The organism is Paraburkholderia sp. J69-1, from assembly GCF_905220255.1.
GTDB lineage: Bacteria > Pseudomonadota > Gammaproteobacteria > Burkholderiales > Burkholderiaceae > Paraburkholderia.
In genome coordinates this window covers 66421-83488 of record NZ_CAJMZG010000017.1, presented here as the reverse complement: position 1 = coordinate 83488, position 17068 = coordinate 66421, and the positions used below count along the sequence as shown (strand labels likewise).

Sequence of the window (17068 nt, the reverse complement as noted above, 5' to 3'; positions counted from 1 at the left end):
CACCAGACATTGACTCGATGGGAGAACGAAGTGAAACGATTGACGCTTACCCTGATTGCGGGTGCAGTGCTTGCAGCGTCGCTGGCCGGATGCATCGTTGTTCCGGGCGGCCCCGGCTACTACGGCGGCGGCTATCACCACGGCTACTACTATCGATGAGCGCCTGCCGGGATGCGGCTGGCAATGACTGTTACGCCAGCAGCATCTCGACGGCGACGACCGCTGCGACAGCCGCGACGTTAGCCACCAGCGCTTCCAGCACCACGGCGCGCCAGCTGGTGGTGCGCAAACGGAAGGCGAGGAACAGGGAGATGCCCAGCGCAAGGGCGATCATCAGAACGACATCGGCGTTGCTCAGATGCAGGTTCATCGTCGGCCCCCCGTGCGCAGATGCGCTGACCTCGTTGAATCGAGTATAGCCACGCCGCGCGCGCGTCCCTAGTGATCAAAAAGATCAAAAAAAAGCGGAGTCTGCCGATGCGGACTCCGCTTTTTCGTTTCTGCGATGCAGCGAATCAGGTCAGCGAGGTATGACGCGTCTCGCGCATGCAGAGCACGCCCACGAGGCTCACGCAGGCCGCGATCGACACATACGCGCCGACCCACGACAGACCGCCGCGTGCGGCCAGTTGCTGGGCGATATACGGCGCCACCGACGCGCCCAGAATGCCGCCCAGGTTGTAGGCCACGCCCGCGCCCGTGTAGCGCACGCTGGTGGGGAACAGCTCCGGCAGCAGCGCGCCCATCGGGGCGAAGGTCGCGCCCATCAGGAACAGCTCGATCACGAGGAACAGCAGCACCAGCGGCAGCGAGCCGCTACCGAGCAGCGGCTGCATCGTGAAGCCGGAGAGAATCGCCAGAATGCAGCCGACGATCAGCACCGGGCGGCGGCCGAAGCGATCGCTCAACGCCGCCGAGATCGGCGTGGCGATGCCCATGAACACCACCGCGATACACAGCATGCCGAGGAAAGTCGGACGCGGAATATGCAGCGCCGTTACGCCGTGCGAAAGCGAAAACACCGTGGCGTTGTAGAACAGCGTGTAGCAGACCACCATCGCCAGCGCGCCGAGAATCGTCGGCCACCAGTAGCTGCCGAGCAGCGTCGCGACCGGCACCTTGACGCGTTCTTCGCGCTCGATCGCGGCCTTGAACGCGGGCGTTTCGGCGATCTTCAGGCGCACGTAGAGCCCGAGCGCGACGAGCACCGCCGAGACGATGAACGGCACGCGCCAGCCCCAGTCGCGGAACTGCTGGTCGGAGAGCGTGGAGGCGAGGCCGAAGAACAGGCCGTTCGAGGCCAGAAAGCCCACCGACGGCCCAAGCTGCGGAAACATGCCGAACCAGCCGCGCTTGCCCTGCGGCGCGTATTCGGTGGCGAGTAGCGCCGCGCCGCCCCATTCGCCGCCCAGACCGATGCCCTGGCCGAAGCGCAGCACGCAGAGAAGGATCGGCGCGAGGCTGCCGATCGAGTCGTAGCCGGGCACGAAGCCGATCAGCGTGGTGGAGAGGCCCATCACGAGCAGCGAAGCCACCAGCGTCGATTTACGGCCGATACGGTCGCCGAAATGGCCGAACAGGAACGAGCCGATCGGCCGCGCGATAAAGGCGATGCCGAAGGTCACGAACGCCGAGAGCGCCTGCGCCGTGGCCGAACCGTGCGGGAAGAACACCGGGCCGATCACGAGCGCGGCGGCCGTTGCGTACACATAGAAGTCGTAAAACTCGATCGCGGTGCCGATAAAGCTCGCGAAGATCACGCGTGCGGTGCTCTGCTGGCGGGCGGCGTCGGGCTGATCGGCGCTCGCCGACGAAAGCGGTGAGGTGGACATCGAAGGGTCTCCAGTCGTTGTGACGCGCGCTGACGTGCCGGGCGTCGCCGTTTGATGAGGCGGCGGCGGGCGCGGTGGGTGCGCTTTGCGCAATCGGCACGGCGCGGGCGTCTTTGTTCATGACTCGAAGCGGCAGGGCGGGCGAGGCGCAGCGTGCGCGACGGCGGCATCCTTGATCCGGCAACGATTCGTCAGTATGCATCGCACAGCGGCAACTGTGCGCGCGAAAGCGGGACCGGCTGGCGCGCGCGCCGGATAGGCGCAAGGCTCGCGCAAGGCGAGCGGGAACCAGCTTTACATCACGGTCGGGAGGCGCTGCGCCGCCACGCGGATGGGCGCGGCACACAGGCAAAGCCGGCGCGAAGCCGGCAGGGGTAGCGAAAAATTATAACGATCGGATGCGGCCCGCAGCAAGGCGGCTGCAAGCCTGCGCGTTGCGCGGATCGACGCCGGTTCAGTTGTAGTTCTGCGCCTGCGGCGAGGCGAGCGTGCGCAACTGGAACTTGCCATCGTCGTTGAAGAGCCAGTCTTCGAACAACTCGATCTGGCCGACCGAGTTGAGCAGACGCGGCGGCGGCGCGGGCAGCGGCTGCGCGTGGCGCAGCGTGGCGAGCGCGGTGGTTTCGGCATCGTCGTCGCCGTTGGTGCGATAGACCGATGACTTCACAACCTGTCCCTCGCGGTTCACGGTGAACGACACCACCACGAGCGAGCGCAGCATCGCTTGAGGCGAGCCGCGCAGCACGCGGGACGGATTGCGCTCGACGATGCGCTTCGCAACCTGTGCGCGATAGTCGTCGAGTGTCGTGCTGTTGATCGCTTGCGGCGGAATGATGAGCAACGGCCGAGGCGGCGGCGTGACCGTGCAGGCGCTTGCGAGCGCGAACAGCAGGGCCGGGCCAAGGCGGCGGAAGGCGGCGCTCACGGCCACAAGGCCGCTGCGCGTACGGACGCGGATGAGCATGTCGACCAGGCTCGGAGGCGAAACCAGATTCGAGCTTAGTCGATACGGGAAGGGAATCAATCCCGAGTCACCCGCGGGCTGCGCTGCGAGCGCGAAGGCGGGCAGGCGCATTGGCCTGGAAGCGCGGCGCCGTGGGCGCGCGCGGCGAATTCAGCGCGGTGTCTGAAGTCGCGTGTTACTGCATTTCGAAAACTTACTCGACCGGGAATTGCGCGCAGGGATCGGCCGTCACGGTCGAACAGGCGTAGGTGTATTCGCCGCTCTTGAGAAACAGTTCCTTGCCCACCTGGACGTTCTCGCGCAGATCGGGCGAGCTTTCCCACGCGATGTAGCTCGAGCACATCACGGCAAACATGACGACGATGGAAAAGGCAAACTTTTCAAGTAGTTGGAAACGGTGCGGCATAGCGGTTGATCCCTTCGAAGGTTGGGATTTTACCGCAATCCTAGGGTTTTCACCTACTTAAATACTGTGGAGCAGGTATGGCGTATGAACGCTAAAAATCGCTTGCGACCCCTGACGTGAGAGGCGTGCGTATCGATGTCGTGCTCGGGGGCCGCCATTGCTGCCGCCGGGTGAAAGACGAATGCGGAGGTTGCGGCGCGAGACAGTGCTTTAGCTGCGACGTTGTGTCGCTAACCGGGATGCGGGAAGGGGAGTCGGACAGACCGCCAGGACGGCGTCGGCTGAAAGCAGGGAGAGGTACTGGCCAACGCGCGGTGTGGACGTTGCGCGATGCTGGCGGAGGCGGTGAGATTCGAACTCACGGAAGGGTTACCCCTTCGCCGGTTTTCAAGACCGGTGCATTCAACCACTCTGCCACACCTCCGGAGGCGCGCATTGTAACCTGGAATATGCGCACACCGGCAGCGTTGCCAATGGCGCACATCAAAAGATCACATCGGGATCACGCAAAGATCATCGAATGATCACTGCGCGTCCTTCAAGAACAGCTCCTGCAGATCGTTGAGGAAGCGCTGCCCCAGCTCCGTCGGCACGATCTTCTCGTAATCGCGCGTGATGAGCCCGCGCTTTTCCGCTTCCTGCAGTTGCGGCTCGATCGTCGTGATCGGCAGACCGGTGCGCTCCGCGAAGCGATAAACCGGGAAACCTTCCACCAGCCGCAGCGCATTGAGCATGAACTCGAAGGGCAGATCCTTCGCGCTGACTTCGTGCTCTTCCTGGATCGGCTTGCCCGCACGCGCTTCTTCGATGAACGTCGCCGGATGCTTGTAGCGCATCTGGCGCACGATGCGGTTCGGGAGCGACAGCTTCGTATGCGCGCCCGCGCCGATGCCCAGGTAATCGCCAAAACGCCAGTAGTTGAGGTTGTGGCGGCTCTGGCGGCCCGGCTGCGCGTACGCCGAAACCTCATAGCGCCCATAACCGGCTTCGGTCGTGCGTGCGTGAATCCATTCCTGCATGTCCGCCGACTGGTCGTCGTCGGGCAGCACGGGCGGAAACTTCGCGAACATCGTGTTCGGTTCGAGCGTGAGGTGATAGAGCGACAGATGCGGCGGCGCGAAGGCGAGCGCCGTTTCGATATCGGCCTGACATTCGGCGAGCGTCTGTTGCGGCAGCGCGAACATCAGATCGAGATTGAAGTTGTCGAAGGTGTTCGCCGCCACTTCCACCGCATGGCGCGCCTGCGCTGCATCGTGAATCCGTCCGAGCGCCTTCAGATGCGCCTCGTTGAAACTCTGGATGCCGATCGACAGGCGGTTCACGCCGCTCGCGCGAAACTGCGCGAATTTATCGGCTTCGAAGGTGCCGGGGTTGGCTTCGAGCGTGATCTCCGCATCGGCGTCGAGTGGCAGCAGCGCGCGCACGTCCGACAGCAGGCGATCGAGCCCCTTCGCCGACAGCAAGCTGGGCGTGCCCCCGCCGATGAAGATCGTGTGCACCTGGCGGCCCCACACGAGCGGCAGCGACTGTTCGAGGTCGGCGCGTAGCGCGTCGAGGTAATCGTCCTCGGGAAAGCGCTCGCCTTTCCATTCGTGCGAGTTGAAGTCGCAGTACGGGCACTTGCGCACGCACCACGGAAAATGCACGTAAAGCGAGAGCGGCGGCAGCGCGTTCAGGCGAATGCTGCCCGGCATCGTGAACGACTGCACGACGTCGAGGCCGGTCTGGTGCTGCTGGCTCACGCTTCTTCCTCCAGCCGTGCGAGCAGATGTCGCAAGGCGATGGCGCGATGGCTCGACGCGTTCTTGAGCGCCGGATCGAGTTCCGCAGCCGTGGCTTCGAGACCCGGAATGTAGAAGTACGGATCGTAGCCAAAGCCGTTGTCGCCGCGCGGCGTGTCGATCACTTCGCCGTGCCAGCGGCCTTCGGCGATCAGCGGTTCGGGGTCGTCGGCGTGACGCACGAGCGCCAGCACGCAGAAGTAATACGCGCGGCGATCGGCGTGTTCCTGCAGGTTCTGCACGAGCAGCGCGTTGTTCGCCGCGTCGCTCTTTTCGCCGCCCGCGAGTTGCGCGTAGCGCGCCGAATACACGCCCGGCGCGCCGCGCAGCGCGCGCACGCACAGGCCGGAATCGTCGGCGATGGCGGGCAGGCCGGTGAGTCTCGACGCATGGCGCGCCTTGGCCAGCGCGTTTTCGACGAAGGTGACGTGCGGCTCTTCCGCTTCGGGCACGTTCAGCGCGCCTTGCGGCACGAGTTCGATCCCCGCGGCTGCGAGCAGCGCTGCGAATTCGCGCAGCTTGCCCGCGTTGTTCGAGGCCAGCACGACGCGGCCGAGCGCCGCGCCGTTGCCGGTGATATCAGGCGTAGCGGCCATTACGCGACTCCCAGCGCGGCCTTCTGCATGCCGATCAGCGTGGCGATGCCGCCTTGCGCGAGGTCGAGCAGCGCGTTGAGTTCGTTGCGCGAGAACGGCGCGCCTTCGGCCGTGCCCTGGACTTCGACCATGCCGCCCGAACCCGTCATGACGACGTTCATGTCGGTGTCGCATTGCGAATCTTCGGCGTAATCGAGGTCGAGTACCGGCAGGCCTTCGTAGACGCCCACGGAGATGGCGGCGACGTAATCGGTGATCGGCGAGCGTGCGATGCGGCCATCGGCCAGCAGTTTCGACACGGCGTCGTGAGCCGCGACGAACGCGCCCGTGATGCTGGCCGTGCGCGTGCCGCCATCGGCTTGCAGCACGTCGCAGTCGAGGTTGATGGTGCGCGCGCCGAGCGCTTCGAGATCGAACACCGCGCGCATCGCACGGCCGATCAGGCGCTGGATTTCCTGGGTGCGGCCCGTCTGCTTGCCGCGCGCGGCTTCGCGGTCGCTGCGCGTGTGCGTGGCGCGCGGCAGCATGCCGTATTCGGCGGTGAGCCAGCCCTGGCCCTTGTCGCGCAGGAACGGCGGCACGCTTTCGGACACGCTCGCGGTGCACAGCACCTTGGTATCGCCGAATTCGACCAGCACCGAGCCTTCGGCGTGCTTCGTGAAATGGCGGGTGATGCGGACGTCGCGAAGCTGGTCGGCGGCACGGCCGGAGGGGCGCAGGGTGGTCTGGGTCATCGTCGGATGTGCGCGAGGGCACGGCAAGGAAGGAGAAAACGCAATCTTACCGCCTTCGCGCGACGGGCGAGATGCACGGGCGATGGCCGCGCCATCGCGTGAATCAGGCGCTAATTGCGCGGGCGGCTGCAGGACAGCCGTGCATTGTGCGCCGGCGCGTTCGTCAGCGCGCAGAGCGAGACCGCTGCTGCGGCGGGCGCGCGGCCAAAAATGGGATAATACGGTTTCTCCGCCCCGCGTCATTGCGCGTCATCGATAACGCGCGTACACGCCGGGCGCCTCGAATACCTTCGCCGTGACCCGCGCCCATGAAGCGCGCCGCCGCGGCTTTATCGCGAGACGAACCATGATTTACAGCATGACCGGCTATGCCAGCGCCACGCGCGAACTGGTTGCGGCATCGGGCACGGGCGGCGCCAGTGTCTCCGTCGAATTGCGTACCGTGAACTCGCGCTTTCTCGACCTGAATTTCCGCATGCCCGAAGACGTGCGCGTGATCGAACCCACGCTGCGCGAAATGCTGATGACCAAACTCTCGCGCGGCAAGGTCGACATCCGCATCAACATCCAGCGCAGCGAGCAGGCCGCCAACGCCGGTTCGCTCAACCGCGATGCGCTCGAACAGCTCGCCGTGCTCGAACGTGCGGTGCTCGAAGCGTTCCCGGAATCGGGTCGTCTGCGTACCGGCGAAATCCTGCGCTGGCCCGGCGTGCTGGCGGAAAGCGGCGTTGCGCCCGAAGTGCTGCGCGATGCGGTGCTCGGTTGCGGCAAGCAGGCGATTGCCGATCTGATCGACGTGCGTGCGCGCGAAGGCGCGCAACTCGCCAACATGCTGCTCGCCAATGTCGCGGAGATGGAAGCGATCGTCACGAAGATCACGCCGCTCGTACCGGACCTGATCGTCAAGCATCAGCAGAAGATCGTCGAGCGTCTGCAGGAAGCGCTGGGCATTGCCGCGCCGGATGCCGCGAACGGCAACATCGGCAATGTGTCGCGCGAGGAAATCGCCGAGCGCATTCGCCAGGAAGTGACGATGTACGGGATCCGCATCGACATCGCCGAAGAACTCTCGCGCCTCACCGCGCATCTGAACGAAACGCGCCATGTGATCGAGAAGGGCGGGCGCGTCGGCAAGCGTCTGGACTTCATGATGCAGGAGCTGAACCGCGAAGCGAACACGCTCGGTTCGAAGGCCGCGGCGAAGGAACTCGCCGATGCGTCGATGACGCTCAAGCTGCTCATCGAGCAGATGCGCGAGCAGGTGCAGAACCTCGAATAAATGCGTGTGCGCATGCACCCATGCGCACACCGATGAAGGCATTTAACGCTGTAAAAAAGCAGTAAAACAGGAAGCAACGAACATGACCGACCAGACCAGCGCACCCGGTGCGCACAAGGCTGAAACGAAACCGCGCAATCCGTACGCGGGCGTTTATCCGGGCAATCTTTTCATGGTGGTCGCGCCTTCGGGTGCGGGCAAGTCCACGCTCGTGAACGCGCTGCTCGCCGAAGACAACGCGATCCTGCTGTCGATTTCGTACACCACGCGCGCGCCGCGTTCGAAGGAACGTGACGGCGAGCACTATCACTTCACGACCGTCGACGATTTCCTCGCGCGTCATGCAGAAGGCGAGTTCCTCGAAAGCGCGGAAGTGCACGGCAACTACTACGCGACCTCGCGCGTGTGGATCGAAGACCAGATGAAACAGGGCCACGACGTACTGCTCGAAATCGACTGGCAAGGCGCGCAGCAGGTGAAGAAGCAGTTCCGCAACGCCGTGGAAATCTTCATCCTGCCGCCGTCGCTCGACGCCCTCGCGGATCGCCTGCGCAAGCGCGGCGAAGACGAGCCGAACGTCATCACGCGACGCCTGCTTGCCGCCGGTAGCGAGATGGCGCACGCGAGCGAATCGGAGTACGTCGTCATCAACGAAAATTTCGATACTGCGCTGCAGGAGCTGCGCAATATCGTTAGCGCCACGCGTATGCGCTTCGCTTCGCAATACGCGCGACACACCGAGCTCTTCGTACAGCTCGGCATCCACCTGCCGCAGCCCGGCGCATCGGGCACATAAGGTAGAATAAGAACCTGCTGAGAATGAGAAGGAACCGACATGGCCCGCATCACCGTCGAAGATTGTCTGAAACAGATTCCGAACCGCTTTGAACTGGCGCTCGCCGCAACGTATCGCGCACGTCAGCTCGCCCAAGGTCACACGCCGAAGATCGAAAGCCGCGACAAGCCGACCGTCGTCGCGCTTCGCGAAATCGCGTCTGGCCAGGTAGGTCTGGAAATGCTGAAGAAGGTGCCCGTTTAACGGCGCCTTGTAGTCCCGTAGTAGTTGAAGCTTGAGTTTTACTCGTCGTGTAATTCGTGCTGGGCGTCACACCTCGTGCGCCAAACGTCAACGCCTGACCTGAAACGGAGGGGAACATGAGCACTACGCCCTCGCCGGCCACGGATGTGGACCAGGAAGCGGAGACCGCGAGCCCTGCGCGCAATTACATCGACGCGGTTCTCGAACAGTCGTTTCGCCATCTGTTCGGACCGACCGCCACACCGGAACAGCCCCGCAAACACGGGGTCGTCTCCATCGCCAATCTGACCGCTGCGCTTTCCGGTTACCTCACACCTGAGGAAATCAAGGAGATCAAGGCGGCGTTTCACTTCAGCGACGAAGCCCACCTCGGGCAATATCGTCAGAGTGGCGAACCCTATATTACGCATCCCGTCGCCGTCGCAGAGATCTGCGCCGGCTGGAAGCTCGACGCCCAGGCCATCGAGGCGGCGCTGCTTCATGACGTGATCGAAGACCAGGGCGTGACCAAGGCGGAAATCGCCGAGCGCTTCGGCGCCAAAGTCGCGGAACTGGTCGATGGCCTGTCGAAACTCGACAAGATGGAGTTTCGCAATCGCGAAGAGGCTCAAGCGGAAAACTTCCGCAAGATGCTGCTCGCGATGGCGCGCGATGTCCGCGTGATTCTCGTCAAGCTCGCCGACCGCCTGCACAACATGCGCACGCTCGGCGCGGTGCCGCCCGAAAAGCGCCGCCGTGTGGCCCGCGAGACGATCGACATCTACGCGCCCATTGCGCACCGTCTTGGCCTGAACAATACCTATCGCGAGCTGCAGGATCTCAGCTTCCAGAACTTCAACCCGAACCGCTACGCCACGCTCGAAAAGGCGGTGAAGGCGGCGCGCGGCAATCGCCGCGAAGTGGTCAGCAAGATTCTGGAATCGGTGCAGCGCGCGCTCGCCGACGCGAAGCTCGACGCCGAAGTCACCGGCCGCGAAAAAACCATCTTCAGCATCTACAAGAAGATGCGCGACAAGCAGTTGTCGTTTTCGCAGGTGCTCGACGTTTATGGTTTTCGCGTGGTGGTGGATTCGGCGCTCGAGTGCTACACCTGCATCGGCGCGCTGCATGCGCTTTACAAGCCCGTGCCCGGCAAGTTCAAGGACTACATCGCCATTCCGAAAGTGAACGGCTATCAGTCCCTGCACACGACGCTCGTGGGCCCGTTCGGCGCACCGATCGAATTCCAGGTGCGCACGCGCAAGATGCACGAGATCGCCGAAGCGGGCGTGGCCGCGCACTGGCTCTACAAGAACGGCGGCGCCGATCTGAACGACGTGCAAAAGCGCGCGCATCAGTGGCTCAAGTCGCTGCTCGACATTCAGAGCGAGGCGGGCGACTCCAGCGAATTCCTCGAACACGTCAAGATCGACCTGTTCCCGGACGCCGTCTATGTCTTCACGCCGAAGGCGAAGATCATGGCGCTGCCGCGCGGCGCCACGGCGCTCGACTTCGCGTATTCGATCCACAGCGACCTGGGCAACCAGTGCGTCGCCGTGAAGATCAACAACGAACTCCTGCCGCTGCGCACGGAGCTCAAGAGCGGCGACATCGTCGAAGTGATCACCGCGCCGTACTCCAAGCCGAATCCCGCGTGGCTCGGCTTCGTGCGTACCGGCAAGGCGCGCTCGGCGATTCGTCACTATCTGAAGACGATGCGTCTCACGGAATCCGTGCAGCTTGGCGAGCGTCTGGTCGATCAGGCGCTCAAGGGCTATGGCTACCAGCTTTCGGAAGTCACGCCGGAAACGTGGGAAAAGCTGGTTCAGTGGACCGGCAACAAGAATCGTCAGGAAATCTTCGCCGATATCGGTCTCGGCCGGCGCGTGGCGGCGGTGATGGCCAAGCGCATCGAAGTGCTCATGAAGGGTCTCGACGCCGACGACGAGGAACATCATTCGCAGCGTGACCCGAACGCGCCGCATGCGCCGCCGGTTGTCATCACGGGCACCGAGGGCATGTCGGTGCAGCTCTCGGCATGCTGCCGTCCGATTCCGGGCGACGACATCATGGGCTATATCGGCATCGGCTTGGGTATGGCGATTCATACGACCGATTGCCGCGTGGCGCAGCGTATTCATCGCCGTGATCCGGGTCGCTGGATCGACGTCGCGTGGGCGCCGCAGCCGGGCCGTCTGTTCGACGTGGCCGTGAAGGTGCTGGTGAAGAACACCAAGGGCGTGTTCGCGCGTGTGGCCGCCGACATTACCTCCGCCGATGCCAACATCGTGCACATCGCCATGGACGACGATCTCGCGCAGGAGTCGAACATGCTGCGTTTCGTGATCCAGGTGAGCGATCGCGTGCACCTCGCGAACGTCATGCGCCGCGTGCGCACGAATCCCGACGTCATGCGCATCACACGCGAGCGGCCGAGCGAGGAGGGGCATCATCGCCATGACGGCGGCATGCGCATCGATCGCGAGCGCGCCGACTATTGATAGCGGTTTGACGGGCGGCACCCTTGCGGGCCGCCCTTGTTGTATCTGGCATCTCTCTGCGGCCCGACTTTCTGCGGCCATCTCCGGCGTTGCCCGTGTCTGCCGGGTTTCCTGACACTCTTCTGGCTTTCGTCAGGCATCGGCACGCTCCCTCGAAACCTTTTCAGGCACAAACGAGGACAAGCCATGAACGTAGCTGAACTGAGCGGCTTCGCGCTCGATTACTGGGTGGCGCGCAGCCTGCCCGATTTCGTGCGCGAGATCTACTTCACCGATAGCGGCGAGACCGTCGCCGTGCGCGGCAACGACCGTGGCAAGCCCTGGGACGGCCGCTTCGAGCCATCGACATCGTGGGAAGCCGCCGGCGTCGTGCTCGATCGCGCACAGCGCTTCGAATTGCGCGAACGTCGTGTGGGCGAGCCTGCGGTTTGCGTGGCCGAATTCGAGGGCGGCCACCGTGCGGCGCAGGCGCATGGCGCCACGACGCGCGAGGCGCTATTGCGTGCGTTCGTGCAGAGCCGCTTTGGCGAGACGGTGGAGGAGGTGCTGCGTCAACCGCAGGCATTGACGGGCGTGCTCACGGAACTCGTTGCCGAGCCGGGCGATATTGGCGATGTGGAGGATTTGCCGCGCCCGGACGCGCAGATCGGCGATATCGGAACCGCGCCGCGTTGAATCGCGGATTGCAGAAGAAAGAAGCGGGCGCGCAAAAATCGACGCTAGAAAGACAAAGGGCCTTCCTGAATCAGGAAGGCCCTTCGAGAGGTGGCGCGGCTGGCAGGATTCGAACCCACGACCCCTTGGTTCGTAGCCAAGTACTCTATCCAACTGAGCTACAGCCGCACGCTAAAACGATACTACATACTGCAGTGTTACTGGAGACTTGCGCCGATCAAACTAACGCAAAACTCTTAATAGGTGGCGCGGCTGGCAGGATTCGAACCCACGACCCCTTGGTTCGTAGCCAAGTACTCTATCCAACTGAGCTACAGCCGCACACAGAAAGGAGAGTATAGCAGGGATTTCGGAAAAAGGAAGCCCCTTATCGCGATTTGTTTGAAAGCGTGCTTCGTGTAACCTCGTGGGAAGGGCGCTGGAATCTTTATAGGCCCCGGTTGCGGTTGCATCAAAGCTGCAGCGGCGCCATTTCGAAGTCACGTAGTGACAAGCAAACGCAGTCAATCGAACCATCATGAACAAGGCCTTTGTCAAAGAATCGACCGACAACGACGATGACGATCTCGAAGCCGGTCAACCCGCCATTCCTGCCGGCGCCAAGAACTACATCACGCCGGCCGGCTACGAACGCATGCGCAACGAACTGCTGCATCTGATCGACGAGGCGCGGCCCGAGGTGGTCAAGCTCGTTTCGTGGGCGGCGTCGAACGGCGACCGCTCCGAGAACGGCGACTACATCTACGGTAAGCGGCGGTTGCGGGAGATCGACCGGCGTATCCGCTTTCTGACCAAGCGGCTGGATCTGGCCGAGGTCGTGGATAGCAGCCGTCAGGAGAGCGTGGATCAGGTGTTCTTCGGTGCGACGGTCGAATACGGCACCGAGGACGGCGAGGTGCACACCGTCACGATCGTGGGCGTGGACGAGGTCGATCTGGATCGCGGCTTCGTGAGCTGGGTGTCGCCGGTTGCGCGGGCGCTCATCAAGGCGAAGATCGGCGATCAGGTGATTCTGCACACGCCTGCGGGCCCGGCGCCGATCGACGTGCTCGATGTGCAATATCCGCCGCGAAGCGCCTGAGCGCACTCGGGAAGCGTTCAGGACGCATGCAGGCGCGGTAGAAATGAAAAAAGGCGCCGCAAGCGGCGCCTTTTCAGCTGCACAGCTGGCCGCAAGGGCCAGCGAGGTGCATCTTAGAAGCGGTGACGCATACCAACCGTCACAGCAACCTGGTCTTGACGGGTCGAAGCCGAACCCGTGCCCAGACCGTTCAGGTTTGCGCCGACTTCCGAGTTCGACGACACGTGTTGCCAGTCGCCTTGCAGGTAGACGTCCGTGCGCTTCGACAGTGCGTAGTCCGACTGCAGAGCGACCGTGTTGTAGTTCGGGTTCACGCCGCCGCCGAAGTTTGCGCGGGTGTACGTGTACGCGCCAGCCAGGCTCAGAGCCGGCGTCAGAGCGTAACGGACATTGCCTTCAAAGTTCTGGAAGCGTGCGCTGTTAGCACCGAAGCCGAGCGTCGAGCTGCGGCCCGATTGAGCTGCCGAGATGCCGACTGCGTCGGTCAGGTTCGTCTGCGTGTAGACGAAGCCAGCCGTTGCCGGGCCGAACGTGTAGTTCACGCCGCCGCCGAACGTGCGTTGACGGCCAGCTGCGAACGTCCATTCGCCCGTCTGTGCGCCCGAACCCGAAACCGTGTTCGCCAGGTTGTTGACGTCGTTGTTCATCTGCAGGTAGCCCGCAGCAACGTTCAGGCCGCCCCAGTTGTACGATGCGCCGATGCTATATGCACGGTTGTTCGCGAATTCGGTGCTGTTCGAGAACGAGTACGTACCGCCGAACTTGAAGCCAGCGTAGTTGACGCTCGAGTACTTGACCGTGTTGTTGAAACGAACCGAGTTGTTCAGGTTGTCGTTATCGAACGGGTGAGCAGCGATCGTGCCACCGTATTGCGAGCCGGTGTTCGACAGCGGTGCCAGGTAGTCGACGACGGAGTCGTACTGACGGCCGAGGGTGACAGCACCGTACTGGTTGCTTGCCAGACCGACGAAAGCTTGACGGCCGAACATGCGGCTCGACTGACCTGCCGTGCCGTTCATGATGTTGAAGCCGCTTTCCAGGGTGAAGATTGCCTTCAGGCCGCCACCGAGGTCTTCAGCACCGCGCAGGCCCCAACGGCTGCCGTTGACCGTGCCGCTCGAAGCCTTCCACAGGCTGTGGCCGCCCGAGTTGTTCACGTAGGTCAGACCAGCGTCGACCAGGCCGTACAGCGTAACGCTGCTTTGTGCGTGAGCAGCCGTTGCAAAAACGCCCGTGAGGGCAGCGACCATGAGAGTCTTTTTCATCTTTGTAAACTCCGAGAACAGAGGTGGGTTTCGTCGAACCCTGTTTGGGAAACCGTCCACGCGAATCGCAGCGAGAGGCAAAGCCCGCGTGGCGCGTTAAATCCATCGCAGTCGGTTTCCGGACAGGCAGAGTGTAGAAGAGGGTGCCTGCGATCAAGGTATTCCGATTTGCGCAATAAAGTATTGCGAATTCGGAAATGATATTTGGGCCGGCTTCAAGCCTTACTGGTCAAGGCTTTCAGCGGATTTACATGCGTGGGTGAAAGAAGTGTCAACCGAATGGCGTTGTGCGATCGCTACAATAATCGATTGCACAAAACGGTGGTAATCCGTGTCAACCTGGATTATTGCGTCTCACGTAACAGATGATTGTGTGCCGCAGAGTTAATGGGCCAGAACCCTGCGGCTATACTGAACTCGCTGCTTTCCGAAGCAGACTTTTTCGTTGACGAAAAAGATCTCCAAACCTTTGTCGGCGCGGCCTTGGCTGCGCTTTTTTTTTGCCTGCCGCGCATGCACGACAGGCCGCCCGCTCCGCTTTCTGCCCGCCCGGTCTTACCTGGCGTGGTCTTCCGGCGGTTCAGGTTGCAGGCTCCAGTCTTCCATTACGTAATGCCGGGCGTCCATTGGGGAACACAGCAGGTTCTGCCAGTGATCGCCATGCCATGACCCGTAAGTCTCAATATCGTTTGTGGATTCAGGGCCGTCGATTTCGACGAGCCAATGAAACCAGCGTCGCAGTAACGTCAGCATGATTGCCTCCCATTGCACGCGAACTCTATTCATCATGGGTCGATTGGTTTACGCGAACAACCGGTAAAAACACTTACGTTTGACACTGATTGTTACATTTGCGGTAGCTTTTCCCGATTCAATCCAAAGGCACCCATTAAATGTGTAAAAAACGGTGTGCGCCCACGTCCATTTACTTTGCATATGTTTTTGCGGGTTTTTTGATGCACGCCGGTTTATCTCGGAAACGGGAATGCTGTTATAAAAAATTCGCTTGACTGCCGATTGGCGTTCCCCGTATAACGGCAATTCTGAATTGGCCTTTCAGCTTCAATTGCATTGACATAGCGGTGAGGGCGAGTCAGTTTGAATTCGGCGTGAGGGTATTGCCCGCGTCATTTAATTTCGAGGGAAACGGAAACATGGAAACCGGTATTGTCAAATGGTTCAATGATGCTAAGGGCTTTGGCTTCATCACGTCGGATGCCGGCGGCGACGACCTCTTCGCGCACTTCTCCGAGATCCGCTCGGAAGGCTTCAAGTCGCTGAAGGAGAACCAGCGCGTCTCGTTCGACGTCAAGGTTGGCCCGAAGGGCAAGCAGGCCGCGAACATCCAGCCGCTGTAAATTCTTGCAGCAGCACCTGGCCGCGTCGTGCGGACAGATCAGGCAAGCGGCAGTGTTGCCCGCTGTCTGAAGCAGGCCCTGGTTATCCAGGGCTTTTTTATTTTCTGGCGTAAAACAATCATCGTGGTCATTGCCTGAAAATATCAGGCGGCTTTATAAAGGCAGTCGTTTTAACGGGGAAAACCCCAATTAAAAAATCCGTCAATTGCGCCATTAAAATGCAATCCCGATGCAATATTGACGCAACCTCGCCGTAACCCAATCGCCACTTCAAAAAAGGCGTCGCGCCGCGAAAGCGCTGCGCGCTTTGCCCAAACGGTGCATACTTGGGCCGATTTCTTCTCTTTGTCTTGCCGTTTCTCCATGTCCGACACCCTCTTGAGCGCCGAACCCACGTCCGGCGGCGTCCCCCTCGTCTTTGTTGATCTGGAAACGACGGGGGGCTCGGTGGGCGAACACCGTATCACCGAAGTCGGTATCGTCGAGGTGACGGATGGGCAGGCCACGCGCTGGAGCTCGCTGGTCGATCCGCAGCAACCGATCCCGCCCTTTATCCAGCAGTTGACTGGCATCAGCAATGCCATGGTGCGCGGCGCGCCCACCTTCGCCGAGATTGCCCCCGCGCTGTTCGAGCGCCTCGCGGGCAAGCTCTTCATCGCGCACAACGCGAGTTTCGATCGGGGCTTTCTGCGCGCCGAGTTCGAACGCGCCGGGCTCTCGTTCAATCCCGATGTGCTGTGTACGGTGCGGCTTTCGCGCGCGCTCTTTCCTGCCGAAAAGCGTCACGGCCTGGATGCGCTGGTCGAGCGCCATGCCCTTGTGGCGGCCGATCGCCACCGCGCGCTCGCCGATGCCGATCTGCTCTGGCAATTCTGGCAGCGCCTGCCGGGTCTCGTGCCCGAGGACATGCTGGCGACGCAGATCGAGCGTCTGACGCGCCGCCATCGCCTCGCGGGCGATATCACCGACGATCTGATCGAAACCGCGCCCGCCGGCCACGGCGTCTACGCGTTCTTCGGCGAAAACGACGCGCCTCTATATGTAGGACGTAGTGTGCGCGTGCGTCAGCGTGTGCGTTCGCATCTGTCAGGCGAGCGCCGTTCGTCGCGCGAGCAGCGGATGGCGCAGCAGATCCGCCGCGTCGAATGGCAGGCGACGGGTGGCGAGCTTGGCGCCTTGCTGGTCGAGGCGCGCTGGCTCGCACAACTGCGGCCGTCGTTCAATCGCGCGCAGAAGGTGTCGAAGCAGGACCCCGTTTCGATGCCCTGGCCGTTTGGCGCAGCGGTGCTGGTGGAAGAGCAGGACGCCGCGCGCGGCACGGCGGTGTTTCATGTGATCGACCGCTGGTGTTATCTCGGTGCGGCGGCGAGTGTGGTCGAGGCGGGCACGCTGGCCGCAGCGGCAATGGCAGCCGACGCGCCGTTCGAGCTTTCCACGTGGCGCATCCTGCAGACGCGTATCGAGCGCGGTCTGCGCGTGCTGCCGCTCGAGCCGTCGGTGGCTGACGGCGTAGCTAGCGCGATCTGATCGCGCTTTAATTCGAGCTTTAATCCGCGCTTTAATCCGCGCTTTCGGCGT

18 protein-coding genes and 3 tRNA genes are annotated in these 17068 nt (G+C 62.4%); 8 read left to right on the top strand and 13 right to left on the bottom strand.

Annotation, left to right across the window (positions count from 1 at the left end):
- Nucleotides 1-190 precede the first annotated feature (190 nt).
- The 8 genes from U5A67_RS27420 to rph form a co-directional block, all read right to left on the bottom strand.
- Nucleotides 191-370 (bottom strand): hypothetical protein, encoded by a 180-nt coding sequence (locus U5A67_RS27420; RefSeq protein WP_321816785.1) that lies wholly within the window; start codon nt 368-370, stop codon nt 191-193.
- Between the two features lie 145 nt (nt 371-515).
- A complete protein-coding gene (locus U5A67_RS27415) occupies nt 516-1832 on the bottom strand; it encodes an MFS transporter (RefSeq protein ID WP_205984720.1) in 1317 nt (438 codons plus the stop codon).
- A 454-nt stretch (nt 1833-2286) separates the two neighbouring features.
- The gene (locus U5A67_RS27410; RefSeq protein ID WP_321816786.1) at nt 2287-2796 is read right to left on the bottom strand and encodes a TonB family protein; all 510 of its coding nucleotides are present in this window, start codon (nt 2794-2796) and stop codon (nt 2287-2289) included.
- Nucleotides 2797-2989: 193 nt separating this feature from the next.
- Nucleotides 2990-3202 (bottom strand): hypothetical protein, encoded by a 213-nt coding sequence (locus U5A67_RS27405; RefSeq protein WP_205984722.1) that lies wholly within the window; start codon nt 3200-3202, stop codon nt 2990-2992.
- Between the two features lie 334 nt (nt 3203-3536).
- Nucleotides 3537-3626, bottom strand: a tRNA-Ser gene (locus U5A67_RS27400).
- 100 nt (nt 3627-3726) lie between these two features.
- Entirely contained in the window at nt 3727-4896 is a 1170-nt protein-coding gene (gene hemW, locus U5A67_RS27395; protein WP_415767954.1) for a radical SAM family heme chaperone HemW, read from the bottom strand.
- A 44-nt stretch (nt 4897-4940) separates the two neighbouring features.
- A complete protein-coding gene (rdgB, locus tag U5A67_RS27390) occupies nt 4941-5579 on the bottom strand; it encodes an RdgB/HAM1 family non-canonical purine NTP pyrophosphatase (protein WP_205984737.1) in 639 nt (212 codons plus the stop codon).
- Nucleotides 5579-6313, bottom strand: coding sequence for a ribonuclease PH (gene rph / locus U5A67_RS27385; protein ID WP_321816788.1), 735 nt, complete (start codon nt 6311-6313; stop codon nt 5579-5581). Before rph ends, rdgB begins: the two co-directional genes overlap by 1 nt.
- Before the next feature lie 346 nt (nt 6314-6659).
- Here rph and U5A67_RS27380 point away from each other — a divergent pair, with 346 nt between their 5' ends.
- The 5 genes from U5A67_RS27380 (at nt 6660) to U5A67_RS27360 (ending at nt 11786) form a co-directional block, all read left to right on the top strand.
- Complete coding sequence (locus U5A67_RS27380) at nt 6660-7592, top strand: YicC/YloC family endoribonuclease (protein ID WP_205984739.1); 933 nt, start codon at nt 6660-6662, stop codon at nt 7590-7592.
- Between the two features lie 82 nt (nt 7593-7674).
- A complete protein-coding gene (gene gmk, locus U5A67_RS27375; protein ID WP_205984740.1) occupies nt 7675-8388 on the top strand; it encodes a guanylate kinase in 714 nt (237 codons plus the stop codon).
- A gap of 39 nt (nt 8389-8427) precedes the next feature.
- Nucleotides 8428-8631 (top strand): DNA-directed RNA polymerase subunit omega, encoded by a 204-nt coding sequence (gene rpoZ / locus U5A67_RS27370; RefSeq protein ID WP_027817423.1) that lies wholly within the window; start codon nt 8428-8430, stop codon nt 8629-8631.
- Between the two features lie 116 nt (nt 8632-8747).
- The gene (locus tag U5A67_RS27365) at nt 8748-11111 is read left to right on the top strand and encodes a RelA/SpoT family protein (RefSeq protein ID WP_205984741.1); all 2364 of its coding nucleotides are present in this window, start codon (nt 8748-8750) and stop codon (nt 11109-11111) included.
- A gap of 186 nt (nt 11112-11297) precedes the next feature.
- The gene (locus tag U5A67_RS27360; protein WP_321816789.1) at nt 11298-11786 is read left to right on the top strand and encodes a phage protein NinX family protein; all 489 of its coding nucleotides are present in this window, start codon (nt 11298-11300) and stop codon (nt 11784-11786) included.
- A 91-nt stretch (nt 11787-11877) separates the two neighbouring features.
- On the opposite strand, the gene U5A67_RS27355 is transcribed toward U5A67_RS27360, so the two are convergent.
- Nucleotides 11878-11954 (bottom strand) — tRNA-Arg (locus U5A67_RS27355).
- 76 nt (nt 11955-12030) lie between these two features.
- Nucleotides 12031-12107: transfer RNA gene (locus U5A67_RS27350), tRNA-Arg, on the bottom strand.
- Nucleotides 12108-12303: 196 nt separating this feature from the next.
- On the opposite strand from U5A67_RS27350, the gene greB reads away from it, so the two are divergent.
- The gene (gene greB, locus U5A67_RS27345) at nt 12304-12867 is read left to right on the top strand and encodes a transcription elongation factor GreB (protein ID WP_321816790.1); all 564 of its coding nucleotides are present in this window, start codon (nt 12304-12306) and stop codon (nt 12865-12867) included.
- Between the two features lie 113 nt (nt 12868-12980).
- Here greB and U5A67_RS27340 read toward each other — a convergent pair whose 3' ends face one another.
- Complete coding sequence (locus U5A67_RS27340) at nt 12981-14132, bottom strand: porin (protein WP_205984744.1); 1152 nt, start codon at nt 14130-14132, stop codon at nt 12981-12983.
- Between the two features lie 555 nt (nt 14133-14687).
- Nucleotides 14688-14885, bottom strand: a complete 198-nt coding sequence (locus tag U5A67_RS27335) for a hypothetical protein (protein ID WP_321959761.1) — start codon at nt 14883-14885, stop codon at nt 14688-14690.
- 401 nt (nt 14886-15286) lie between these two features.
- Here U5A67_RS27335 and U5A67_RS27330 point away from each other — a divergent pair, with 401 nt between their 5' ends.
- Nucleotides 15287-15490, top strand: coding sequence for a cold-shock protein (locus U5A67_RS27330; protein ID WP_027817418.1), 204 nt, complete (start codon nt 15287-15289; stop codon nt 15488-15490).
- 170 nt (nt 15491-15660) lie between these two features.
- Here U5A67_RS27330 and U5A67_RS27325 read toward each other — a convergent pair whose 3' ends face one another.
- A complete protein-coding gene (locus U5A67_RS27325) occupies nt 15661-15855 on the bottom strand; it encodes a hypothetical protein (protein WP_321959759.1) in 195 nt (64 codons plus the stop codon).
- On the opposite strand from U5A67_RS27325, the gene U5A67_RS27320 reads away from it, so the two are divergent.
- Entirely contained in the window at nt 15854-17017 is a 1164-nt protein-coding gene (locus U5A67_RS27320) for an exonuclease domain-containing protein (protein ID WP_321816791.1), read from the top strand. The genes U5A67_RS27325 and U5A67_RS27320 overlap by 2 nt on opposite strands.
- Nucleotides 17018-17068: the final 51 nt, after the last annotated feature.